Source organism: Loktanella gaetbuli (genome assembly GCF_020531945.1).
GTDB classification, from domain to species: domain Bacteria; phylum Pseudomonadota; class Alphaproteobacteria; order Rhodobacterales; family Rhodobacteraceae; genus Loktanella; species Loktanella gaetbuli.
In genome coordinates, this window is record NZ_JAJATZ010000004.1 from 32,854 (window position 1) to 54,962 (window position 22,109).

The 22,109-nt window shown below is 62.8% G+C and carries 25 protein-coding genes; 15 read left to right on the forward strand and 10 right to left on the reverse strand.

Annotated features, from left to right (window positions below):
* The first annotated feature begins 4 nt into the window (after positions 1-4).
* Positions 5-1,186 (forward strand): methionine adenosyltransferase, encoded by a 1,182-nt coding sequence (gene metK, locus LGQ03_RS09535; RefSeq protein WP_226748217.1) that lies wholly within the window; start codon positions 5-7, stop codon positions 1,184-1,186.
* Positions 1,187-1,344: 158 nt separating this feature from the next.
* Here metK and LGQ03_RS09540 read toward each other — a convergent pair whose 3' ends face one another.
* Positions 1,345-1,899, reverse strand: a complete 555-nt coding sequence (locus LGQ03_RS09540) for a hypothetical protein (RefSeq protein WP_226748218.1) — start codon at positions 1,897-1,899, stop codon at positions 1,345-1,347.
* A gap of 489 nt (positions 1,900-2,388) precedes the next feature.
* Here LGQ03_RS09540 and LGQ03_RS09545 point away from each other — a divergent pair, with 489 nt between their 5' ends.
* The 14 genes from LGQ03_RS09545 (at position 2,389) to LGQ03_RS09610 (ending at position 14,070) form a co-directional block, all read left to right on the forward strand.
* Entirely contained in the window at positions 2,389-3,138 is a 750-nt protein-coding gene (locus LGQ03_RS09545; protein ID WP_226748219.1) for a dienelactone hydrolase family protein, read from the forward strand.
* Between the two features lie 38 nt (positions 3,139-3,176).
* Positions 3,177-3,911, forward strand: a complete 735-nt coding sequence (gene trmB / locus LGQ03_RS09550; protein WP_226748220.1) for a tRNA (guanine(46)-N(7))-methyltransferase TrmB — start codon at positions 3,177-3,179, stop codon at positions 3,909-3,911.
* A 93-nt stretch (positions 3,912-4,004) separates the two neighbouring features.
* A complete protein-coding gene (aroA, locus tag LGQ03_RS09555; protein ID WP_226748221.1) occupies positions 4,005-5,357 on the forward strand; it encodes a 3-phosphoshikimate 1-carboxyvinyltransferase in 1,353 nt (450 codons plus the stop codon).
* Positions 5,354-5,968, forward strand: coding sequence for a (d)CMP kinase (locus tag LGQ03_RS09560; protein WP_226748222.1), 615 nt, complete (start codon positions 5,354-5,356; stop codon positions 5,966-5,968). The genes aroA and LGQ03_RS09560 overlap by 4 nt, the downstream gene beginning before the upstream one ends.
* Before the next feature lie 59 nt (positions 5,969-6,027).
* The gene (locus LGQ03_RS09565) at positions 6,028-6,546 is read left to right on the forward strand and encodes a glutathione peroxidase (RefSeq protein WP_226748223.1); all 519 of its coding nucleotides are present in this window, start codon (positions 6,028-6,030) and stop codon (positions 6,544-6,546) included.
* 118 nt (positions 6,547-6,664) lie between these two features.
* Entirely contained in the window at positions 6,665-7,297 is a 633-nt protein-coding gene (locus LGQ03_RS09570) for an NAD(P)H-dependent oxidoreductase (protein ID WP_226748224.1), read from the forward strand.
* A 211-nt stretch (positions 7,298-7,508) separates the two neighbouring features.
* Positions 7,509-9,188 (forward strand): 30S ribosomal protein S1, encoded by a 1,680-nt coding sequence (gene rpsA, locus LGQ03_RS09575; protein ID WP_083484450.1) that lies wholly within the window; start codon positions 7,509-7,511, stop codon positions 9,186-9,188.
* Between the two features lie 291 nt (positions 9,189-9,479).
* A complete protein-coding gene (gene ihfB / locus LGQ03_RS09580) occupies positions 9,480-9,761 on the forward strand; it encodes an integration host factor subunit beta (protein WP_056038152.1) in 282 nt (93 codons plus the stop codon).
* Positions 9,762-9,792: 31 nt separating this feature from the next.
* Entirely contained in the window at positions 9,793-10,161 is a 369-nt protein-coding gene (locus LGQ03_RS09585) for a lipopolysaccharide assembly protein LapA domain-containing protein (RefSeq protein ID WP_056037980.1), read from the forward strand.
* On the forward strand, positions 10,161-10,802 hold the full coding sequence (locus tag LGQ03_RS09590; protein ID WP_226748225.1) for a phosphoribosylanthranilate isomerase: 642 nt from the start codon (positions 10,161-10,163) through the stop codon (positions 10,800-10,802). The genes LGQ03_RS09585 and LGQ03_RS09590 overlap by 1 nt, the downstream gene beginning before the upstream one ends.
* Before the next feature lie 76 nt (positions 10,803-10,878).
* On the forward strand, positions 10,879-12,111 hold the full coding sequence (gene trpB, locus LGQ03_RS09595) for a tryptophan synthase subunit beta (protein ID WP_090159148.1): 1,233 nt from the start codon (positions 10,879-10,881) through the stop codon (positions 12,109-12,111).
* A 215-nt stretch (positions 12,112-12,326) separates the two neighbouring features.
* On the forward strand, positions 12,327-12,947 hold the full coding sequence (locus LGQ03_RS09600; RefSeq protein ID WP_226748226.1) for a PepSY domain-containing protein: 621 nt from the start codon (positions 12,327-12,329) through the stop codon (positions 12,945-12,947).
* A gap of 86 nt (positions 12,948-13,033) precedes the next feature.
* Positions 13,034-13,507, forward strand: a complete 474-nt coding sequence (locus LGQ03_RS09605) for a hypothetical protein (RefSeq protein WP_226748227.1) — start codon at positions 13,034-13,036, stop codon at positions 13,505-13,507.
* Between the two features lie 20 nt (positions 13,508-13,527).
* A complete protein-coding gene (locus tag LGQ03_RS09610; RefSeq protein WP_226748228.1) occupies positions 13,528-14,070 on the forward strand; it encodes a helix-turn-helix transcriptional regulator in 543 nt (180 codons plus the stop codon).
* Here the strand turns inward: LGQ03_RS09610 and LGQ03_RS09615 are convergent.
* The 9 genes from LGQ03_RS09615 to LGQ03_RS09655 form a co-directional block, all read right to left on the reverse strand.
* Positions 14,023-14,598 (reverse strand): DUF4893 domain-containing protein, encoded by a 576-nt coding sequence (locus LGQ03_RS09615; RefSeq protein WP_226748229.1) that lies wholly within the window; start codon positions 14,596-14,598, stop codon positions 14,023-14,025. The two genes, LGQ03_RS09610 and LGQ03_RS09615, sit on opposite strands and share 48 nt — an antisense overlap.
* Complete coding sequence (locus tag LGQ03_RS09620; RefSeq protein ID WP_226748230.1) at positions 14,598-14,972, reverse strand: DUF2237 family protein; 375 nt, start codon at positions 14,970-14,972, stop codon at positions 14,598-14,600. The genes LGQ03_RS09615 and LGQ03_RS09620 overlap by 1 nt, the downstream gene beginning before the upstream one ends.
* A 4-nt stretch (positions 14,973-14,976) precedes the next feature.
* On the reverse strand, positions 14,977-16,023 hold the full coding sequence (locus LGQ03_RS09625) for a DUF2332 domain-containing protein (RefSeq protein ID WP_226748231.1): 1,047 nt from the start codon (positions 16,021-16,023) through the stop codon (positions 14,977-14,979).
* Positions 16,020-16,694 carry an aminoacyl-tRNA hydrolase gene (gene pth / locus LGQ03_RS09630; RefSeq protein WP_226748232.1) on the reverse strand — a complete coding sequence of 225 codons (675 nt, stop codon included), beginning with the start codon at positions 16,692-16,694 and terminating at the stop codon, positions 16,020-16,022. Before pth ends, LGQ03_RS09625 begins: the two co-directional genes overlap by 4 nt.
* 98 nt (positions 16,695-16,792) lie before the next feature.
* A complete protein-coding gene (locus tag LGQ03_RS09635) occupies positions 16,793-17,455 on the reverse strand; it encodes a 50S ribosomal protein L25/general stress protein Ctc (protein WP_090159141.1) in 663 nt (220 codons plus the stop codon).
* A gap of 121 nt (positions 17,456-17,576) precedes the next feature.
* Complete coding sequence (locus tag LGQ03_RS09640; protein WP_226748233.1) at positions 17,577-19,451, reverse strand: amylosucrase; 1,875 nt, start codon at positions 19,449-19,451, stop codon at positions 17,577-17,579.
* 78 nt (positions 19,452-19,529) lie between these two features.
* Positions 19,530-20,693 carry an alpha-hydroxy acid oxidase gene (locus tag LGQ03_RS09645; protein ID WP_226748234.1) on the reverse strand — a complete coding sequence of 388 codons (1,164 nt, stop codon included), beginning with the start codon at positions 20,691-20,693 and terminating at the stop codon, positions 19,530-19,532.
* Positions 20,694-20,753: 60 nt separating this feature from the next.
* Positions 20,754-21,191, reverse strand: coding sequence for a D-aminoacyl-tRNA deacylase (dtd, locus tag LGQ03_RS09650; protein ID WP_226748235.1), 438 nt, complete (start codon positions 21,189-21,191; stop codon positions 20,754-20,756).
* 3 nt (positions 21,192-21,194) lie between these two features.
* Positions 21,195-22,100, reverse strand: coding sequence for a carbohydrate kinase family protein (locus LGQ03_RS09655; RefSeq protein WP_226748236.1), 906 nt, complete (start codon positions 22,098-22,100; stop codon positions 21,195-21,197).
* Positions 22,101-22,109: the final 9 nt, after the last annotated feature.

Genomic DNA, 22,109 nt, shown 5'->3' on the forward strand with positions numbered 1-22,109 from the left:
TTTCATGGCACGCCAAGACTACATTTTCACCTCGGAATCCGTTTCTGAGGGTCACCCTGACAAGGTCTGCGACCGCATTTCCGATGCCGTCCTCGACGCCTTTCTCGCCGAAGAACCAGAGGCGCGCGTTGCCTGTGAAACCTTTGCCACGACCAACCGCGTCGTCATCGGCGGCGAGGTCGGCCTGTCTGACAAATCGCGCCTTGCGACATTCAAGGACAGCGTGCCCGAGATCGCCCGCGCCTGCATCAAGGACATCGGTTACGAGCAGGACAAGTTCCACCATGAAACGGTGGAAATCACGAACCTGCTGCACAACCAGTCCGCGCATATCGCCCAGGGTGTCGACAGCGCCGAAGGCAAGGACGAGGGTGCCGGCGACCAAGGCATCATGTTCGGCTACGCCTGCATCGAAACGCCCGACCTGATGCCGGCACCGATCCAGTATGCCCATGCGATCCTGCGCCGTCTGGCCGAGGTGCGCAAATCCGGTGCCGAACCGCTGCTGCGCCCCGACGCCAAGAGCCAGATCAGCCTGCGTTACGCAAACGGCAAACCCGTCGAGGTCACGCAGATCGTGCTGTCCACCCAGCACGAGTCCGAGGCGCAAAGCCAGGCCGACATCCGCGCCATCGTGGAACCCTATATCCGCGAAACGCTGCCCGACGGTTTCATCACCGACAAGACCGAATGGTGGGTGAACCCCACCGGCACATTCGTCATCGGCGGGCCCGACGGCGACGCGGGCCTGACGGGACGCAAGATCATCGTGGACACCTACGGCGGTGCGGCCCCCCACGGCGGCGGCGCGTTTTCCGGCAAGGACCCGACCAAGGTTGACCGCTCGGCCGCCTATGCTGCGCGCTATCTGGCGAAAAACATCGTGGCCGCCGGCATGGCGTCGCGCTGTACCCTGCAATTATCCTATGCCATCGGTATCGCGAAACCGCTGTCGATCTACGTCGATCTGCACGGCACGGGCGAGGTCGACGAGGCTGCGATCGAACGGATCATCCCGCAGGTGATGGACCTGACCCCGCAGGGGATTCGCACGCATCTGGGCCTGAATCGCGCGATCTATGCCCGCACGGCGGCCTACGGCCATTTCGGCCGCGCGCCGCAGGACGATGGCGGCTTCAGCTGGGAACGCGCCGATCTGGCCGAGGCGCTGAAGCGCGCGGTGTAATCCGGTTCAATTTCGACGAAAGGGGCGGGCCGGTGGCCCGCCCTTTTTTGTTGGCAGTCAAAGGGTCCCGGCCGTGGTCCGATGCCGGGCAACCCTGACACCCGACGGTCCAGAGGGGCGTAAAATGGGCCGCAAGGGAGTCCGGCCCAGATCTGCACTTAGCTGGGTGAATACGGCAGCGACGCATGGTGCAGCACGATCTTTGGCGCGCCGTTTTCCATCAGCGCGTCGCCAAACGTGTATGCGACCTTCGCCTCTGACCCGTCGGTCGTGGTAAAGAAATAATTGCCCATCGCCATGGCGGTATCGCCGCTGATGATCGTGCCTGTGTTTTCCCAGCATACATTGGTGTAGAGCGCAGTCGCGAAACCACCGTCCTCGGCGATGTCATCACCGACAAAATAGAACAGCGCCTCGTCGAAGGAGCCGTGGAACTGATCCTCGGCGGCAGGTGTCGGGTAGAAAAGCGCCTCATCTTCTTTGTAGGCGTAGAACGTACTGATATGATCCGTTGCCGCGGCCGGATAGTCGCCGCCGTCGGCGTGGATCTGGTCGATGTTCACGATGCCATGGCCCCATGCCGTCTGGACGGCGGTGATTTGTTCGCGCGTCAAACCGGACGGGTCAGCGGCAAATACGGCGCCGTTGGAGGCGGCAAACGCAATGACCGTTGCTGCTGCAAGCGTCCTGGGATGTGTCTTGTCAGTCTTCATTTGCGTGTTTGGTCGGGGTGGTGACTGGGATAGGGGCAGCGATTTTCATGCTACCGATTGAATGATTTCCGGTTTCGATAGCCTGAGGGAATGAATGCGGGCGGATGTCATGCGACCGCCGTCGAGGCAGCTCGGATGCTGCGTACCTGTCGCCGATCACGGCGCATTCGGCACCGCCGCAGAGGCGCTTGCCGTCCGTCAGCCCAGCCTGCCCAAATAGCTGAGCACCATGGAATAAGAGCTGGGTGTCTGCCTTTTTGAACGCACCTCGCGGCGCGTGGCGCTGACACCGACCAGCCATATCATGCGGCGCGGAACATCCGGCGCCAAAGAGAGCCAAAGCGGTTCGTTGCGCACAGACTGAACCACTGCCGCCGGCACTTAAGGCATTCCGCGGCAACTTGCCGCTCAAAACACATCCTTTCGTCAGGCGACTTTACCCAGCGTCGCCCTACATCCCAAACATCACGTCACCGCAGGGAGAAAACCATGAAAACTATCGCAATGACCGCTGCCGCCGCCATGATCGCCGGGGCCGCACAGGCCGAAATCGTGGGTGAGTATCACAGCTACGACATCGACGGCGTCACCTTTGAAGGCTACGTCGCGACCAACACCGATCTGGAAACGCCGCGTGGCACCGTGCTGATCGTCCACGACTGGGACGGCATGACCGACTACGAGGAACGCCGCGCCGACATGCTGGCCGCACAGGGCTACACCGCCTTTGCAATCGACGTCTACGGGGCCGATACCGATCCGCAGGGGTTCGAGGAATACCGCGCCCTGTCCGGTGCCATGTATGCCGACCGCGACACCTTCCGCGCGCGCCTGCTGGGGGCCATCGCCGAGGTGCCCAACATCACCGGCGGGACCGAGAACATCGTGATGATGGGCTACTGCTTTGGCGGAGCCGCAGCACTGGAGGCCGCACGTGCAGGTGCCGACATCGACGGGTTCGTCAGTTTTCACGGCGGGCTGGGCCTGCCGGAGGGGCAGGACTACAGCAATGTGCAGGCTCCCGTGATGCTGTTTCACGGATCGGCCGACCCGGTGTCCGGCATGGATGAACTGGCCGCCCTGCTGACCAACCTGAACGAGGCTGGCGTGACACATGGCGCACAGGTCTTTGGTGGTGCGCTGCACAGCTTTACCGTGTTCGGATCGGACGACTATGACCTGACTGCGGATCAGGGTTCATGGGAAGGGCTGCGCGCCTTTCTGTCCGAACAGCTGTAAACTTGCGCCGGGGGGTGTCATCGGTCTAAAGGACCGGCATGAGCCAAGATCGACACCCCTCCGGCGCCCCGTGGCGCAATTTTTACGGCCGTTTCAAGGGCAAGACCATCCGCGCGAGCCAGAAGGATTATCTGGAAAACGATCTGGATGATCTGTCGCCCGGACCTATCGGCTGGGACGTGAACCCCGACCGCACGCCGTTGGACCCGCAGGCCATTTTCGATGGCAAACCGCTGTGGCTGGAAATCGGCTTCGGTGGCGGTGAACATTTGATCGGCATGGCACAGGCCAATCGGCAGATCGGGATCATCGGCTGCGAGCCGTTCATCAATGGTGTCGCCATGCTGCTGGGCAAGGTGCGTCAGGCCGATGTGGACAACTTGGCGGTCCACCCCGGCGACGTACGCGACCTGTTCGACGTGCTGCCCGATGCCTGCGTGTCCAAGGCGTTCTTGAACTATCCTGACCCCTGGCCCAAGGCGCGGCATCACCGCCGACGCTTTGTCACGCCCGAACACCTGCTGCCGCTGGCACGGGTGATGAAGCCGGGGGCCGAGTTCCGCGTCGCCACCGATATCGAAAGCTATGTGCGCCAGACGCTGGAAGAGGTGCCAAAGGCCGGGTTCACATGGACCGCAGAACGCCCGGCGGACTGGCAACAGCCGTGGGATGACTGGATCAGCACCCGGTATGAACAAAAGGCGATCCGCGAGGACCGCACCCCGCATTATCTGACGTTCCTGCGGGACGGGGACGCCGCTCCCGCGGGCTGACGCCGCGGATCGTCCCGCCCACCGACCCCTTGTGGGCTTTTCCCCTGCCGCGCAGTGGGGTAGGGATCTGGCGCGCAGCAAAGGAAGACCGCTATGTCAGGCCACGGCACCCCGATCCCGATGACATCCCGCCCCTGTGGCCCCTTGAAAGGGTCCGCGCATGTTCCGGGCGACAAATCGATTTCGCACCGGTCGTTGATCCTTGGTGCGCTGAGCGTGGGCACCACCCGCGTGACCGGCCTGCTGGAAGGCGACGATGTGCTGGACACCGCGCGGGCGATGCGCGCCTTTGGTGCGACCGTCACCGATCACGGCGATGGCAACTGGTCGGTGCAGGGGGTCGGTGTCGGCGGATTTGCAGAACCTGAAAACGTCATCGACTGCGGCAATTCCGGCACCGGCGTGCGGCTGATCATGGGGGCCATGGCCACCAGCCCGATCACGGCGACATTCACGGGCGACGCATCCCTGAACGGTCGCCCCATGGGACGCGTCACCGATCCGCTGGCCCTGTTCGGCGCGCGCGCCACGGGTCGCGCGGGAGGCCGCCTGCCTATGACGATCGAAGGTGCGCGCGACCCGCTACCGGTCCACTACACCGTCCCGGTCCCGTCCGCGCAGGTCAAATCCGCCGTGCTGCTGGCCGCACTGAATGCCCCGGGCGAAACCGTCGTGATCGAAAAGGAAGCGACCCGCGATCACACCGAACGGATGCTCGCGGGCTTTGGAGCTGAAATCGAGGTCGAGGATACCGACGAAGGCCGGGTCATCACCTTGCAAGGCCAGCCCGAACTGACAGCACAGGACATCGTCGTGCCGCGCGATCCCAGCTCTGCCGCGTTTCCGGTCTGTGCGGCGCTGATCGTGCCGGGGTCCGACGTGCTGGTGCCGGGGATCGGCCTGAACCCGACCCGTGCGGGCCTGTTCACGACGCTGCGCGAGATGGGTGCCGACCTGACCTATGAAAACGAACGGATCGAAGGCGGCGAACCCGTCGCGGACCTGCGCGCGCGCTATTCGCCAGACATGCAGGGCATCGCCGTGCCGCCCGACCGTGCTGCCAGCATGATCGACGAATACCCGGTGCTGTCGGTCGTTGCCTCCTTTGCCACCGGTGTCACCGACATGCAGGGGGTCAAGGAGTTGCGGGTCAAGGAAAGCGACCGCATCGACGCCATGGCCCAAGGGCTGCGCGCCTGCGGTGTTGACGTGGCCGAAGGTGACGACTGGTGGCAGGTGACAGGTCTGGGCGCTGGCAATGTGCCCGGCGGTGCCACCGTGGCAAGCCGTCTGGACCACCGGATCGCCATGGCCTTCATGGTGATGGGCATGGCGGCGCAAAAGCCGGTCAGCGTTGATGATGGCCGCCCGATCACCACGTCGTTCCCGATATTCGAGCCGCTGATGGCTGAACTGGGTGCGCAACTCGTGCGGTCGAACGCATGAAGATGACGGTCGCCGTCGATGGTCCTGCCGCCGCAGGAAAGGGCACGCTGTCCAAGGCGCTTGCCGCGCATTTCGGCTTTGCCCACCTTGATACAGGGCTGCTCTACCGTGCCGTCGGGGCTGGGGTGCTGGCCGGGGGCGATCCGATCAAGGTTGCCCAAACGCTTGAACCTGCGGCGCTGGACAACCCGGCCCTGCGCACTCAGGCCGTGGCAGAGGCCGCAAGCCAGATCGCCGTCATCGCCGAGGTGCGGCAGGCGCTGGTCGATTTTCAGCGGGATTTCGCCGCGCGCGACGGCGGTGCTGTGCTGGACGGGCGGGATATCGGCACGGTGATCTGCCCCGATGCGACGGTGAAACTGTTCGTCACCGCCAGCGCCGAAACCCGCGCTGAACGGCGCTATCTGGAACTGGTGAACGCAGGGCAGACCGCCGACCGTGCGGCCATCCTCCAAGAGGTGCGCGCCCGCGACGATCGCGATGCAAATCGCGCCACCGCCCCGCTGCGCCCGGCCGACGATGCGGTCACGCTGGATACATCCGACCTGACGGCTGATCAGGCCCGCGCCCGCGCCATCGCCATCATCAGCGAAAGAATGCCGCAGGGGTGAAACTGGTCTGACTGCCTGCGCGTGTTACCTAAGACATGCACAGCCATCGGATCAGACCCATGCGATACCTCCTTGCCCTGTTGTTGACCCTGACTGTCACGATCGCGCAGGCCGCCGATCCGCGCATGACCTTTGCATCGATCGACGGGGGCGATCTGGCATTGGACGATTTCGCAGGACAGCCGGTGCTGGTGGTCAATACAGCCTCTTTGTGTGGTTTTGCAGGTCAATTGACCGAAATGCAGACGCTGCATGAAACCTACCGTGATGCGGGACTGGTGGTCGTGGCAGTGCCGTCGGATGATTTCAATCAAGAGTTGGAGACCGCCCAGGAGGCCAAGGAATACTGTGAGATGACCTATGGCCTGAACCTGCCGATGACCACGATCACCCGCGTGCGCGGGGCGCAGGCGCATCCGTTCTACAAATGGGTGGAAACCGAAACCGGGTTCGTCCCCAACTGGAATTTCAACAAGGTGCTGCTGGACGGGCAGGGGCAGATCGCCGGCACATGGCGTGCGCAGACACGCCCCACGTCGCGGCAACTGACCGCCCGGATCGAGGCGCTGCTGAACTGAGCCGCGCAGGACCGCACAATCGCTTGTGCAATTTGCGCGATTTTGCCCCGCAGCGTTTTGACTATCTCTTGGCAGAACATCCCGCGGCGGGATGCCTCCCGATTGAAAGTGATAGACCATGCTGAACGATCTGCTGAACTGGCGCTATGCCACCAAGAAAATGGACCCGACCAAGACCGTCCCCGAAGAAAAGGTCACCGCGATCCTGGACGCGCTGCGGCTTGCGCCGACCTCCAGCGGGACGCAGCCGTTCGAGGTGATGGTCGTCACCAACAAGGACATCCGCGCCAAACTGTCAGAGGCCGCATTCGGCCAGCAACAGTTGGTCGACGGCAGCCACGTGCTCGTGTTTGCGGCATGGGATGACTATACCGACGAACGCATCGACATGGTGCGCGACGAAACTGGAAATGCCCGTGGCGGTGTGACGGACCAGGTCCGCGACTACTATGAAAACCTCAAGGGGATGCTGGTCGGTCGCGACGCCGATGTGAATTTCCAGCACGCCGCGAAACAGGCCTATATCGCGCTGGGCGTGGCCATGTTGGCCGCAGCCGAACAAGAGGTCGACGCCACCCCGATGGAAGGGTTCGATCCCGCCAAGTTCGACGAGATCCTCGGCCTGCGCGAAAAAGGTCTGAAAACCTGTGTAATTCTGCCTCTGGGCTACCGCGACGCGGAAAATGACTGGCTGGTGGACGCGCCAAAGGTGCGCCGTAACCGCGACATCCTGTTTACACGCATCGACTGACCCCTCGGGGCTTGCGATAAATCGGTCCGCGCTGTATGACACGCGGGCCGAAGCATCGAGACAGGTGCGGGCATGAGACTCGAGCAGGGTCGGTATTGTACCGGCCCTGTTGTTTTATGTTCGTATCGGTGTCCGGCCAACTGCAACTCAAAGACCGGCGGAGACAACCGCACGGCCCGTATAAAACGTCAGATTAGGAAACAAACGCCACATGGCAAGCAACACAAGCATGGAAGAATTCGAAGCCCTGTTGAACGAGAGCTTCGAGATCGACACCCCCTCCGAGGGTTCGGTCGTCAAAGGCAAGGTCATCGCAATCGAAGCAGGCCAGGCCATTATCGACGTCGGCTACAAGATGGAAGGCCGCATCGATCTCAAGGAATTTGCAGAACCCGGTGAAGAGCCCAACCTGTCCGTCGGTGACGAGGTTGAAGTGTTCCTGCGTCAGGTCGAAAACGCGCGTGGCGAAGCCGTCATCAGCCGCGAAATGGCCCGCCGCGAAGAAGCCTGGGACCGTCTGGAAAAGGCATATGCCGACGAACTGCGCGTCGATGGCGCAATCTTTGGCCGCGTAAAAGGTGGTTTCACTGTCGATCTGGGTGGCGCTGTTGCGTTCCTGCCCGGCAGCCAGGTTGACGTTCGCCCCGTGCGCGACGCTGGCCCGCTGATGGGTCTGAAGCAGCCGTTCCAGATCCTGAAAATGGACCGTCGCCGTGGCAACATCGTTGTGTCCCGTCGTGCCATCCTCGAAGAATCCCGTGCCGAGCAGCGCGCCGAAGTCATCGGCAACCTGCACGAAGGCCAGGAAGTCGACGGCGTCGTCAAGAACATCACCGAATACGGTGCGTTCGTTGACCTGGGCGGTGTTGACGGCCTGCTGCACGTGACCGACATGGCGTGGCGTCGTGTGAACCACCCGTCCGAGATCCTGACGATCGGCGAGACGATCAAGGTGCAGGTCATCAAGATCAACAAGGAAACCCACCGTATCAGCCTCGGCATGAAGCAGCTGCAGGACGATCCGTGGGATGCGGTCGAGGCGAAATACTCGCTGGAATCCGTGCACACCGGCCGCGTGACCAACATCACCGACTACGGTGCATTCGTTGAACTCGAGCCCGGCGTCGAAGGTCTGGTTCACGTCTCCGAGATGTCCTGGACCAAGAAGAACGTGCACCCCGGCAAGATCGTGTCGACCTCGCAAGAAGTCGAAGTCATGGTGCTGGAAATCGACAGCGCCAAGCGTCGCGTGTCCCTGGGTCTGAAGCAGACGCAGCGCAACCCGTGGGAAGTGTTTGCTGAAACGCACCCCGAGGGCACCGAGGTCGAAGGCGAAGTCAAGAACATCACCGAATTCGGTCTGTTCGTTGGCCTCGAGGGCGACATCGACGGCATGGTTCACCTGTCCGACCTGACATGGGATGGCCGTGGCGAAGACGTCATCGGCGATTTCCGCAAGGGCGACATGGTCAAGGCCAAGGTTGCAGAAGTCGACGTCGAGAAAGAGCGCATTTCGCTCTCGATCAAGGCGATGGAAGGCGATCCCTTTGCTGAAACCATCGGCGGCACCAAGCGCGGTTCGATCATCACCGTCGAGGTGACCAAGATCGAAGACGGCGGCATCGAGGTCGACTATGAGGGCATGAAATCCTTCATCCGTCGTTCCGATCTGTCGCGTGACCGCGCCGAACAGCGCCCCGAGCGTTTCGGCGTCGGTGACAAGGTCGACGTGCGCGTGACCAACATCGACTCCAAGACCCGCAAGCTGGGTCTGTCCATCAAGGCCCGCGAGATCGCAGAAGAGAAAGAAGCCGTCGAACAGTATGGTTCTTCCGACTCTGGCGCATCGCTGGGCGACATCCTGGGTGCGGCGCTCAAGGGCGACGACTGATCCCGATGTGATCGACTGATACGCGGCCCCGCCAGAAACATCTGGCGGGGCCGTTTTCGTTTCTGCGACGAATCGCTTTGCCTTTTTTCGCCTTTTTTCGTTCAAACCCCTCTGTTTGTTTCATATTTCGAGACAAATAACCGCCGAACTGTGCCCAATCCGTGCACAGCGGCAGTTTTCGGCAACTGAATGCGTGTGAACTGTTCCCTTGAGACAGACGAAGGTAATAGGGTTATGCCAATCGACGGCGTCAGTCTGCCCTGGCGTTCATAATATGTTGTGGAGGACATGATGATCCGTTCGGAGCTGATTCAGAAGATTGCCGATGAAAACCCTCATCTTTATCAGCGCGACGTCGAACGCATCGTCACCACCATCTTTGATCAGATCACCGACGCCCTCGTGCGGGGCGAACGGGTGGAACTGCGCGGTTTCGGTGCATTCTCCGTGAAAAAGCGCGATGGACGCATCGGACGGAACCCACGCACCGGAGAAGCGGTTGAAGTGTCAGAGAAGCATGTGCCATTCTTCAAGACAGGCAAACTGCTGCGTGACCGCCTGAACGGGGCCTGACCCGCGGGCGCAAATCAAAGGGACTGACACGATGAAAACACTGAAATACGTCTTTTGGGCGATCGTTGCCGTCGTGCTGATCCTTGTTGGTCTGGCCAATCGTGATGCGACGACGCTTCAGGCTATGCCGACGCCTTTTGCCGACCTGCTGGGCATTTCCCCCAACATCACGCTGCCCCTGTTCGTCGTCATCTTTCTGGCTGCCGGGATCGGCCTGCTGGTCGGTCTGATCTGGGAATGGATCCGCGAATACCCCGAACGCCTAGACGCCCGCGCCAAGGAAAAGGAACTGACACGCCTGCGCAAGGAAGTCGCGGACCTGCGCATGACAACCGGTCATCCCGAACAGGGCGATGACGTCATCGCCCTGCTGGACGCACCCCGCAAAAAAGCAGGCTGATGGCGACCAGAATCAAGATATGCGGTCTGCGCACGGCGCAGGACGTCGCCGCTGCCGTGGCATGCGGTGCCGATGACATCGGTCTGGTGTTTTTCCCGAAATCGCCCCGAAATCTTGACTTCGACGCGGCAGCCGAACTGGCCCTGACAGTGCCCCTGGGCGTGCGCAAGGTCGGGCTGGTGGTCGACATGGATGACGCAGCCCTTGATGATCTGCTGGCGCGGGTGCCGCTGGACATGCTGCAACTGCATGGATCGGAAACGCCCGAGCGCGTGGCCGATATCCGCGCCCGCAGCGGCCTGCCCGTGATGAAGGCCATCGGTGTGGCCACGGCGGACGACCTTGTAGGGCTGGATGACTACATGGCTGTCTGCGAACAGATCCTCGTGGATGCCAAGGCGCCCAAGGATGCGGACCTGCCCGGTGGCAACGGCCACACATTCGACTGGTCGGTGCTGGGGGACGTCAACTGGAAGGTGCCCTGGATGCTGGCGGGCGGTTTGCGGCCGTCCAACGTGGCCGATGCGATCCGCCAGACCGGCGCGCCGATGGTGGACGTGTCATCGGGTGTCGAACGCGCGCCGGGGGTCAAGAACCCTGACGCCATACGCGACTTTTGCGCGGCGGTGCGTGGCATCTGACGCGACACTGCGACCGCTTGCCCAAGGGGCACGGGGGCGATACTGCTGACAGGCAATTTTACGCAAGGATGGGCCCATGCCGGACGATCTTTTCAACAGCTTCATGAACGGCCCCGACGAAAAGGGCCGTTTTGGCGAATTCGGCGGGCGTTTCGTGTCCGAAACCCTGATGCCGCTGATCCTCGAACTCGAGGAACAGTACGAAAATGCCAAGACTGACGACAGTTTCTGGGCTGAGATGCACGATCTGTGGACGCACTACGTGGGTCGCCCCAGCCCGCTGTATTTCGCCGAACGCCTGACGGATCATCTGGGCGGGGCCAAGATCTACCTCAAGCGCGACGAGTTGAACCACACCGGCGCGCACAAGATCAACAACGTGCTGGGTCAGATCATCCTCGCACGTCGCATGGGCAAATCGCGCATCATCGCCGAAACCGGCGCGGGCCAGCACGGGGTCGCCACGGCGACGGTCTGTGCGAAATTCGGTCTGAAATGCGTGGTCTACATGGGCGCGCATGACGTGGAACGTCAGGCCCCCAACGTGTTCCGGATGCGCCTGTTGGGCGCAGAGGTCGTGCCCGTCACCTCTGGCCGTGGCACGCTCAAGGACGCGATGAACGACGCGCTGCGCGATTGGGTCACCAACGTGCGCGACACCTTCTACTGCATCGGCACCGTGGCCGGGCCGCACCCCTATCCTGCGATGGTCCGCGATTTCCAGTCGATCATCGGCAAGGAAACCCGCGAACAGATGCACGCGGCCGAGGGGCGCCTGCCCGATACGCTGATCGCCGCCATCGGTGGCGGGTCCAACGCGATGGGCCTGTTCTATCCGTTCCTTGATGACAAAGAGGTCAACATCATCGGGGTCGAGGCCGGCGGCAAGGGCGTCGATCAGAAAATGGAACACTGCGCATCCCTGACCGGCGGTCGCCCCGGGGTGCTGCACGGCAACCGGACCTATCTGCTACAGGACGACGACGGCCAGATCCTCGAAGGGTTTAGCATCTCGGCGGGTCTCGACTATCCCGGCATCGGCCCTGAACACGCCTGGCTGCACGACATCGGTCGTGCGCAATACGTGTCAATCACGGACAAAGAGGCGCTGGAGGCATTCCAGCTGTCCTGCGCGCTTGAGGGAATTATTCCCGCGCTGGAACCGTCCCACGCCTTGGCCCATGTGATGAAAATCGCGCCCACGTTGCCAAAGGACCACTTGTTGGTGATGAACATGTGCGGTCGCGGCGACAAGGACATCTTTACCGTGGCCAAACACCTCGGCTTCGAAATGAAGGTTCCGGGCTGACCGTAACGCCCCGAAAGAACACGCAAACGCCGCCCCCAACCGGGCGGCGTTCGTCGTTTTGGACCGCCTAAACCAAAGTTTAGTGCCCTCGACAGATGGTTTATGGCGCGGCCCCTAAACTCCGTGCGAATAGCGTGGGGCGGCCCATGTGGGTCTTTGTCGTCACCAGACACGTCACCATGACGGGGCGTGCAGACTGGTGAAAGGGATAAGACATGAAACATTTTTGGATGACGGCGGTTCTGGCGTTGGGAACGACAACGGTCGGATCGACGGCAATGGCGCAGTCGATTTCCGAACAGGTGATCTCTTCGTTGCGCGATCAGGGCTATAGCCGGATCGAGGTCAAGAACGGCATCAGCCAGGTCAAGGTCGAGGCCATCCGTGGCAACCGAGAGCTGGAAGTGGTCTATGACAAACGCACTGGCGCGATCCTCAAGCAAGAGGTCAACGCCGTGGACAGCCGCGACCGGAATGCTACGGGCATAGAGGTGCGCGACGAACGCCGCGATTTCGTGTCGGCCCGCAACAACGACGATGATGATCGTGGCCTCGGTGGCAATGGTCGCCGCTTTTCAGATGATGACGACGACGATGACCGTGGGCGCGGTCGCGGCCGCGGCGGGCGTGACGGCGCCCATGACGATGACGATCATGACGACCGGGGCCGTGGCCGTGGTCGTGGCGGGCGTGATGACGATGACGACGATGATGATCGCAAGAAAGGCGACCGCGACGACGACCGCCGTGACCGCGACGACGACCGCCGTGACCGTGACGATGACCGCCGCGACCGCGACGATGACCGCCGCGACCGCGACGATGACGACGATTGATTTTCCTTCCCAGGATCAGCCGGAACGATAGAGTTGAAAGCGCCCCCGTCCTGTTGCGGGGGCGCATGATGATTGGAAAAGCCGCAATGAAACGACTGCTGCTCATACTGTCCCTGATCTGCGCCCCCGCATGGGTGTCGGCGCAATCGGTCGAGGATCAGATCGTCACGCAGCTTCGGGCGCAGGGGTTTACCCAGATCGAGATGAACCGCACGCTGTTGGGCCGTGTCCAGCTGCGGGCGCTGTCACCGACGTTGGATCGGGAAATGATCTTTAATCCGGCGACGGGTGAGATCCTGCGCGACAGCTGGACCCGCCGGTCGAGTGGCAACACGGTGCCGCGCGTCGCACAGCCCTTTTCCAACCGGGACCGCGATGATGATGATCGGGATCGCAACGACGACCGCGACGACGATCGCAAACGATCTGACGACCGCGATGACGACCGCAAACGATCTGCCGACCGTGACGATGACGACGATGACAAGGGACGGGGACGCGGTCGGGGACGGGGGCGTGGTGGCGACGACGATGACGACGACGATGATGACGATGACTGAAACCGGACCCGCATGAGCCGATGAAAAAGCGCAGCATCCTGATTTTCGCAGTGGTGGTCTTTCAGGCCATCAGCGCTGTGCTTTTCGTGGTCAACATCATCTCGACCGTGACGGGATTATTCGCGTTCACATGGATGGTGCACGAACTGATCGAACTGGGTGCGGCTGTCGGGTTGCTGCTGGGGGTTGTTCTGGGGGCCGTCGTGCTGGTGCGGGTCATGCAGCGCACCCACCGGATCGAGGACCAGTTGCGCATCGCATCGGGGGCTTTCATGGAACTGCTCGAGGATCGTTTTGCCGATTGGGGGCTGACCCCCGCGGAACGCGACGTGGCGCTGTTCGCGATCAAGGGGATGTCCACCAATGAAATCGCCACGCTGCGTCAGACCAGCGAGGGCACGGTCAAGGCACAGACCAACGCGATCTACCGCAAGGCAGGTGTCAGCGGACGCCCCCAACTGCTGAGCCTTTTCATTGATGATCTGATGTCCGGGCCGCTGGGCACCGCCGCGCCGTCACCGCCGCAAAGAGAGCACGTCGAACTCGGACTCGAGCGCGGGTAGCGGCATCAGGATGCGCGCGCGGTCGGGCGCGGGTTGTTCGACACGCCCCACGATGGGCCACAGGGTGCCGTCTGTTTCGAAATCATCCGCCAGATCGGCATAGGCAATCGGTTCGACCTCTGCGACATGGCCTGTCGCGGTCAGCACCATGCCCTCGGGTGCCAAGGTGATGCGCCCCGTCAGGCGCTGCGATCCTGTGGTCTTGGTCAGAATGAAACCGTCGCCATCGGTCGTGATCGTGCAATCGAACGCGGCATAGACGACCAATGCGGCCTCACCGCCCAGTTTCAGCGTCCGACACTGCCAGTCTCCGGGCAATGTGGTCTGGATCGGGGCCAGTGGCGCACCTTCCATCACCTCTTGCAGCAGGTCCACGTCGCCGCGCCCGCCGCCCGCCAGTGCCGTCAGCAGGGCCGATCCTGCGGCCGCATCCAGCGCGTCCAGCCGCACCTGATCGGCAGGGCGCAGCATATCCTGTGCCGCGAGGGGCGAGGCCAGCAGCGCAAGGCAGACGGCAGTCCGCAGCATCACGCGTCCTTGTCGTACAGACGTAGCACGTCCACCGGCACGATTTCGGTCGCCCGGACGTGGGTCGCGGCCAGATTGACCTGTGGCGCGCAGCCTTCGGCGTGGGCCTGCATGAAACGCCCTGCACACAGACACCAGCTGTCTCCGGGTTTCAGCCCCGGAAACCCGTATTCCGGGCGTGGCGTGGACAGATCGTTGCCGACATATTTCGAATAGGCCAGAAATTCGGCTGTCAGCACAGCACAGACCGTATGACTGCCCTGATCCTGCGCGCAGGTATCGCAGGCCCCGTTGCGGAAAAATCCGGTCATGGGGTCGGTTGAACAGGGCGCGAGCGGGCCACCAAGGACATTGAACGAGGGGTCTTTTTCCATGACGTTAAGGTAGCACAGGCACCGGTGCCGTCCAGTCGATCCAGCGCCCGTGAAAATCAACTCGGCCCAGCGTGATGGTCAGATCACCGGGCCACAGCCGCAATGTCAGCGCGGCACCGCCTGCGTTGGTGTCGGCCTCCATCGCGACCCAGGCCAGCGGGTTTTGTTGCGTCGCCAGCGCGCCAGCCGCCGCGATCAGGGCACGACCACGATCCTGCACGGGCGTGGGAAAATACTGCCAGGCAATTGTGTGATAGATCAGGTGCGTTTGTCCTGGCACATGGGTCAGTCGCGGCGCCAGCCAGTCGATTGCATCCGCCTGCGCGGGGGCGGGGCCTGCTGCGGCAATCGCGGCCTGTGTCAGCGTCAACCGGTCGGGTTGATCCGCCCAGAGGTAGGCCTGCAACCGTGCCGACCCCGCGCCTGTGTGCGGGTCAACGGGGCGCAGATCGACGCCTGCCCGCGCGACCACCTGCGGCGCATCCAGCGGTGGCAAGGCCCCCGACCAATCCGGGGTCAGCGTCAGCGCGGGGTCCAGTGGTCCAAGGATCGCCTCCGGCAAGGCCAGCGCAAAGCGGTCGAACATCAGGTTCAGCCCGCCGCTGGCCCCCAGTTCCGACACCCGCAGGGGGAGTGGGTGCAACGCATGCAGGTAATGGGCGGCGGCAATGATCGCAGCCGCGCGGCGCACCTCGTTTGTCTGTGGCGGGCTGTCGATGAAATCGTCAATAAACGTCGCCTGACCCACCAGACTGGCGCAGACCGCATCCCACAGCGCATCATCGCTGACATGGTATGGCGGGTAGGCAGGGGTCAGCACCGGATCGCCGGCCAGTTTCAGCGCATGCAGCGCACCCGCCAGCCGGAGTGGCACAGCGCCCGCGCGGTTTGACGGGTCGCCCCGCCAGTCGAAAATGCGATCCCGGATCTCACCCTTGGGCCAGTCGCGCACCGCCAGCAGCCCGCACAACCGTTCCATGAAGGGTGACCCTAGTGCCGCACAATGGGCGGCCTGCGTGACAAAGGCCTCCCTGATGCGCGCGGGTGTCACTTGAAACGGTCCATCAGTTTCTGCATCGCGCTGCGGGTGTCCTCGACCGTGTCCTGGGGGGACGAGGCTGGTCTCGGTTTGGGTGCCGTCGTCGAGGATCGCGGCGGGGCCACCCGCTGTGCGATCGCGTTCAGGAACCGGTCGCCGTGGCCTGCAACCAGTTCCGCGATCCCGTCGGAAATGCCGCGCAGCACGTCGTCCAGCCAGTCCTGATCGGCCTTGGCGAAATCATGCAGCACGTAACCTGCCACCCGGTCCTTATGCCCCGGATGACCGATCCCCAACCGCACGCGGTCGTATTCCGGCGACAGATGCGCGTGGATCGACCGCAACCCGTTGTGCCCCGCGTGACCGCCACCCGTTTTCAGCCGCACCTTGCCGGGGGCCAGGTCCAGTTCATCGTGGAACACGATCACATCGGCCACGTCGATCTTGTGGAACGCGCTTGCGGCCTGCACCGACCGTCCTGACTCGTTCATGAAGGTCTGCGGTTTCAGCAGCACGACCTTGTCCGACCCGAACCGCCCTTCGGAGACCAGCCCGTTGAATTTCGACCGCCAGGGCGAAAACCCGTGATCGTCGGCAATACGGTCCAGCGCCATAAAGCCGATGTTGTGTCGGTGGCCCGCGTATTGCGCGCCGGGATTGCCAAGGCCGGTGATCAGTTTCATAGGCTTACCTTATGGTCGCGCGGCCCAAACGAAAAGGGCAGGCGGAACGCAAAACGGGGCCCGCGATGGGGCCCCGTTCAAAACCGTGACAGAGGTGTTTATTCCTCGGGATCGGCGGGCGGACCCATTTCCGTGGTCGGCACTTCGTCTGCATCGACATCATCGCCGTCGTCATCGTCGGCGGCCAGTGCGCGCGGTGCGCTGATGGTGGCGATGACGAAATCGCGGTCGCTGATGACCGGGTTTGCGCCATCGGGGACGGTCAGATCGCTAAAGTGGATGGTGTCACCGATCTGTGCCTCGGCCAGATCGACCGTCAGCTCGTCGGGAATATCACCGGCCAGCACGTTCATCTCGACTTCGTTGCGGACCACGCCCAACACGCCACCAGCCTTCAGGCCGCGGCAGGTGTCTTCGTTCAGAAAGGTGACCGGAATGAAGATGTTGACGCGGCTGGTGCGCTTGAGGCGCATCAGGTCGATGTGGATCGGCAGATCCTTGACCACATGGCGCTGGATGCCGCGGCAGATGACGCGGACGTCGTCGTGGCCTTCAACCTTGAGGTTGAACAGCGTCGACATGAAACGGCCCTTGCGCAGGCGCGTCAGCAGCTTGTTGAAATCGAGGTTGATCGACAGCGGATCAACGCCGCCGCCATAAACGATTCCGGGAACTTGTCCGTCGCGACGAGCTTGGCGGGCGGCCCCCTTGCCTGTCCCCGCGCGAACCTCGGCGTGCAGATCAGGGATCTTGTCAGCCATGTGGTATCTCCAAATAATAAAGGGGCGCCATCCTCCAAGGGTGCATGGCGCCGGGTGAGCCGCCCCTATAGGGCGTCGCGCCCCGCTTGAAAAGGTGGATTCTGCACAGCCTGCGAGCGTTTCAGACCGGTCGCAGCCACATCGACTGATAGGGGGCCAGGGTGATTTGCCCGTGGGACAGCGCCAGGGCCTGTCCGGACAGCAGGTCGACATGCGGTACGTCGCGCAGCGCTGCATCCTCGGGCCACAGTTTTTGCGTGTCCGCGGTGAAATTGACGATGCAGGTCACCTCGCGGTCGTCGCCCAGACGCTGATACACGAACAGGGCGCGATGCCCGGTGTCCAGAACCCGGGTCGGCACGGTGCCCGCGAATTGCGGCGTGGCTTTGCGGGTGCGCATGATGTGGCGCAGATCGGCAGAGATTCGGGCGGCGGGCCCCTCGGTTTGCTCGGTCGCGTCCCAATCCATCATCGGGCGCTGTATCCAGCGGCTGTCGTCCGCGTGATCGGGATTGTCGACATAGCTATAGTCGTTGGTCATGCCGATTTCGTCACCCATGTAAATCAGGGGTATGCCACCGTAACTGGCGATCAGGGCATGTCCCAGCCGCATCCGCGCAATGGCGGTGTCGACCTCCTTTGGTGTGCGTGCCGCCTCCAGCCCCGCGAGGCTTGCAAAGGTGCCGTTGGTGCGCCGGTCGCCAGTTTCCGCGTTGACCTGAAAATCCGTGCCGCGCGCGGTGCTGCCCGGATATGTGCCGTTGTAGAAATCGGCCAGATAGTCGCGGTGTGCCTTGGCGTCCATATGGGGAATATGGGCCGTATCCTCTGGCGTGATCGCCCATCCGATGTCGTCGTGGCAGCGGATATAAGGGGCGAACGACGCGCGGCGAAAGCTTTCGGGAAAGTGCGTTTTCAGCACGTATGTCATCAACCGGCTGTCACCGCTGGCCAGTGTGGACCAGAATTGCACCATCAGGTTGTTGTGATAGGCAAGCTGGCTCTCGCGGCCCGCGTGACTGCCGGTGCCCAGATAGGGGACCAGATCCTGCGGTCCCACGATGGCCTCGGCCTTGTGGATGACGGCGGGGGCGCAGACGCGGGTGGCTTGCGTCAGCGCCTGCAGGATATCGTGCACCTGCGGCAGGTTCTGGCAGGATGTGCCCATCTGTTTCCACATGAACGCCACCGCATCCAGCCGGAATACCTCGACCCCGCGGTTGGCCAGGAACAGGATCGTGTCCAGCACGGCCAGAAACACCTCCGGGTTTTCCCAGTTCAGGTCCCATTGGTATTCGTTGAAGGTCGTCCAGACCCATTTGCCCATATCGTCGTAAAAGGTGAAATTCCCGGGCGCCTGATCGGGAAAGATTTCGACCAGTGTTTTCTCGTATTGCTTCGGCAGGGTGTCGTCATCGAACATCCGGTAGAACGCCTGATAATACGGATCACCTGCCCGCGCCTTGACCGCCCATGCGTGTTCCTTGGCCGTATGGTTCAGCACCATGTCGATGACTGGGCTGATCCCCGCCGCGCGCAATTGCAGGTTCGATTGCTGGAAATCCGCCATCGTCCCAAGAGCAGGATTGATCGCGGTGTAGTCCATCACCGCATAGCCCCCGTCGTTGGCCCCCGGTCGCGGTTTCAGACAAGGCATCATATGGGCATAGGTCACACCCAACTCTTGCAGGTAGGGAATGCGCGAAGGCAGGTGTTTCAGGTCGCCTGCAAACCGGTCGATGTAGAACACATAGGCGACCATGTCCTCTGACAGGAACCAGTCGGGGTTCAGATCGCGCACCAGATCCAGCCGGCGCAGATCGGCGGGCCGGGCGCGCCAGTGTTTTTTCAGCAGGTCCCGCAGCCGGTCCATCAGTGCCAGCGTGTCGCCACCGTAAAGCCGGTGCAGCGGCCCGATCAGGTCCCGCTGGCCGCGGTCCCAGCGCAGCGCAAAGATTTCGTCATTCGTGACGCCGCGACGCGGTGTGGCTGACATGGGGACGCTCCGTTCGGGATGGTGTGATCTTGGCCGGGGGCGGGTGCCTCCGGCGGGAGTATTTCTGGCAAGATGATGCTAGGCCCAGTCGCCCTCGAAATCCTTTGGGATCAGCAGGATATCGCGGTCGACCGTGTTGATGTCACGCTTGCCGCACAGCGCCATGGTCAGGTCCAGTTCGCGCATGATGATCTCGAGGGATTTGGTCACGCCGGCCTGACCCATGGCACCCAGACCGTAGATGTACGCCCGCCCGATCATCACGCCATGCGCGCCCATCGCCCGCGCCTTGAGCACGTCCTGACCGGACCGGATGCCGCTGTCGAGCCAGACTTCGACCCGGTCGCCGACGGCCGCAAGAATGCTGGGCAACATGCGGATCGACGACAAGGCCCCGTCCAGCTGGCGGCCGCCGTGGTTGCTGACGACGATGGCGTCACAGCCCAGATCGGCGGCCCGCACGGCGTCGTCGGGGTCCAGAATACCCTTGAGGATCAGTCTGCCGCCCCATTTTTCCTTGAGCCGGGCAATGGTGTTCCAGTCGAGCTTGGGGTCGAATTGTTCTGCGGTCCAGGACGACAGCGACCCCATGTTTTCGACGTTTTTCGCATGGCCCACGATATTGCCGAAACTGTGCCGTCTGGTTTGCAGCATCTCGAACCCCCAGCGCCATTTCGTCGCCAGATTGGCGATCGTGGCGGGCGTCAATTTCGGCGGCGCGGACAGGCCGTTTTTCAGGTCCTTGTGCCGTTGGCCCAGCACCTGCAGATCCAGCGTCAGCACCAGCGCGGACACGCCGGCATTTTTCGCCCGCGCGATGATGTTGTCGACGAATTCCTCGTCGCGCATGACATAGAGCTGGAACCAGAACGGTTCGCTGGTGTGGGCTGCGACATCCTCGATCGAACAGATCGACATGGTGGACAGGGTATAGGGCACGCCAAAGGCTTCTGCCGCGCGGGCGGCCTTGATTTCACCGTCGGCGGATTGCATGCCCGTAAAGCCGACGGGGGCCAGGGCCACGGGCATCGCCACCTCCTGGCCTGCCATGGTGCTGGCCAGCGTGCGGTCCGACATGTCCACGGCAATACGCTGACGCAGGCGGATCAGGTCGAAATCAGAGACATTGTCGCGGAACGTCTGTTCGGTCCAGCTGCCGCTTTCGGTGTAATCGTAGAACATGCGCGGCACACGACGTCTGTAGATCGCCTTGAGGTCGTCAATGGTCGTGATGGTCGTCATGTGGCCCCCCAGATATTCCGTTGCAGTCTAAGGGCGTGTCCGGCCGGTTTGCAATCCGCGTCAGAGATCGATCCACAGCGTGACGGGACCGTCGTTGGTCAGGCTGACCGCCATGTCCGCGCCGAACGCGCCGGTCGCGGTGGGAATGCCCAGGGCCTGCACGGCATTGATGAAACGCAGATAGGCAGCCCGGCCCGCATCAGGGCGCGCCGCGGTTGAAAACCCGGGCCTGTTGCCGCGGCTGGTGTCGCCAGCAAGCGTGAACTGGCTGACGATCAGGGCAGACCCGCCGGTGTCCAGCAAGGACCGGTTCATCTTGCCCGCGTCATCCTTGAAAATGCGCAGTTTGGCGATCTTGGCCGCCATCCGGGCCGGCGCATCGGGCGCGTCGCCCTCCATCGCGCAGATCAGGATCAGCAGGCCCGGACCCGTGGCCCCGATCACGTCACCGTCGACGCGGACCGCAGCCTCGGTTACCCGTTGGATCAGTGCCCGCATGGATCAAAGTTCGTGCGACCAGGGCGGGTTTGCACCCGCGCGGCTGACAGTGATCGCCGCGGCCTGTGCCCCCAGCGTGGCCGCGGCCCGCAGGTCATCGGCACTGGCCTGTCGCACACCGTCCTTGGACAGCAGCCCGGCCCGGTCGAGACCGGCCAGAAATCCGGCGTTAAACGTGTCGCCCGCCCCCACGGTGTCGACCACCTCGGCGCGCTGGGCTGCAACGTCAAAGGCCCCGTAGCGTGTGTAGATCGTCACCCCGTCGGCCCCGCGCGTCAACAAGACGACCTGCGGGCCGCCGTCAGTCAGCAGGGCGGCGGGATCGGTCTTGCCCTGCAACCATGCCAGATCCTCGTCCGAGATCTTGACGATGTCGGACATGCCCAGCATGTCGGTCAGCCGCGCACGATAGGCGGCCTCGTCGGTGATGAAACCGGGGCGGATGTTGGGGTCGATCATGATCAGCTTTTGATCCGCGTTGCGCTGCATCAGGGTACGGTAGGCATCGCCGCAGGGTTCGACCACCAGCGAGATCCCGCCGAAAAACAGCGCATCCGCCGTCACCTGCGGCAGCACATCCGCCGTAAGCATCCGACCGGCGGTGTTTTCGTCATAGAAGGCATAGGTCGCATGGCCGTCCACCAGCCGGACAAAGGCCAGCGTGGTGGGCCGGTCACTGATGTGGCAGGGGGCCGTATCGACGCGGGATTCGTGCAGCACATTCACCAATTGCTGACCGAACAGGTCCGACGACAGACCCGAAAAGAACTGCACCTGCGATTCCAGCCGTCCCAGCGCAATCGCGGTATTGAACACCGCACCGCCTGCATAGGGCGCGAATGCGGCCTCGCCGCCAGTGGTGTCTCGGGGCAGCATGTCGATCAGGGCTTCGCCACAACAGAGGATCATCGGTCGGTC

Bases quoted from the DNA above. Each gene is read 5' to 3' on its own strand.
- LGQ03_RS09655 (WP_226748236.1), bottom strand. From the start codon at position 22,100: ATGATCCTCTGTTGTGGCGAAGCCCTGATCGACATGCTGCCCCGAGAC.
- LGQ03_RS09635 (WP_090159141.1), bottom strand. From the start codon at position 17,455: ATGGCTGACAAGATCCCTGATCTGCACGCCGAGGTTCGCGCGGGGACA.
- rpsA (WP_083484450.1), top strand. From the start codon at position 7,509: ATGGCAAGCAACACAAGCATGGAAGAATTCGAAGCCCTGTTGAACGAG.
- LGQ03_RS09540 (WP_226748218.1), bottom strand. From the start codon at position 1,899: ATGAAGACTGACAAGACACATCCCAGGACGCTTGCAGCAGCAACGGTC.
- LGQ03_RS09585 (WP_056037980.1), top strand. From the start codon at position 9,793: ATGAAAACACTGAAATACGTCTTTTGGGCGATCGTTGCCGTCGTGCTG.
- LGQ03_RS09570 (WP_226748224.1), top strand. From the start codon at position 6,665: ATGCTGAACGATCTGCTGAACTGGCGCTATGCCACCAAGAAAATGGAC.
- LGQ03_RS09590 (WP_226748225.1), top strand. From the start codon at position 10,161: ATGGCGACCAGAATCAAGATATGCGGTCTGCGCACGGCGCAGGACGTC.
- pth (WP_226748232.1), bottom strand. From the start codon at position 16,694: ATGAAACTGATCACCGGCCTTGGCAATCCCGGCGCGCAATACGCGGGC.
- aroA (WP_226748221.1), top strand. From the start codon at position 4,005: ATGTCAGGCCACGGCACCCCGATCCCGATGACATCCCGCCCCTGTGGC.
- LGQ03_RS09640 (WP_226748233.1), bottom strand. From the start codon at position 19,451: ATGTCAGCCACACCGCGTCGCGGCGTCACGAATGACGAAATCTTTGCG.
- LGQ03_RS09560 (WP_226748222.1), top strand. From the start codon at position 5,354: ATGAAGATGACGGTCGCCGTCGATGGTCCTGCCGCCGCAGGAAAGGGC.
- LGQ03_RS09605 (WP_226748227.1), top strand. From the start codon at position 13,034: ATGAAACGACTGCTGCTCATACTGTCCCTGATCTGCGCCCCCGCATGG.
- LGQ03_RS09620 (WP_226748230.1), bottom strand. From the start codon at position 14,972: ATGGAAAAAGACCCCTCGTTCAATGTCCTTGGTGGCCCGCTCGCGCCC.
- ihfB (WP_056038152.1), top strand. From the start codon at position 9,480: ATGATCCGTTCGGAGCTGATTCAGAAGATTGCCGATGAAAACCCTCAT.
- dtd (WP_226748235.1), bottom strand. From the start codon at position 21,191: ATGCGGGCACTGATCCAACGGGTAACCGAGGCTGCGGTCCGCGTCGAC.
- LGQ03_RS09615 (WP_226748229.1), bottom strand. From the start codon at position 14,598: ATGCTGCGGACTGCCGTCTGCCTTGCGCTGCTGGCCTCGCCCCTCGCG.
- LGQ03_RS09600 (WP_226748226.1), top strand. From the start codon at position 12,327: ATGAAACATTTTTGGATGACGGCGGTTCTGGCGTTGGGAACGACAACG.
- LGQ03_RS09565 (WP_226748223.1), top strand. From the start codon at position 6,028: ATGCGATACCTCCTTGCCCTGTTGTTGACCCTGACTGTCACGATCGCG.
- LGQ03_RS09645 (WP_226748234.1), bottom strand. From the start codon at position 20,693: ATGACGACCATCACGACCATTGACGACCTCAAGGCGATCTACAGACGT.
- trmB (WP_226748220.1), top strand. From the start codon at position 3,177: ATGAGCCAAGATCGACACCCCTCCGGCGCCCCGTGGCGCAATTTTTAC.
- LGQ03_RS09610 (WP_226748228.1), top strand. From the start codon at position 13,528: ATGAAAAAGCGCAGCATCCTGATTTTCGCAGTGGTGGTCTTTCAGGCC.
- LGQ03_RS09545 (WP_226748219.1), top strand. From the start codon at position 2,389: ATGAAAACTATCGCAATGACCGCTGCCGCCGCCATGATCGCCGGGGCC.
- metK (WP_226748217.1), top strand. From the start codon at position 5: ATGGCACGCCAAGACTACATTTTCACCTCGGAATCCGTTTCTGAGGGT.
- trpB (WP_090159148.1), top strand. From the start codon at position 10,879: ATGCCGGACGATCTTTTCAACAGCTTCATGAACGGCCCCGACGAAAAG.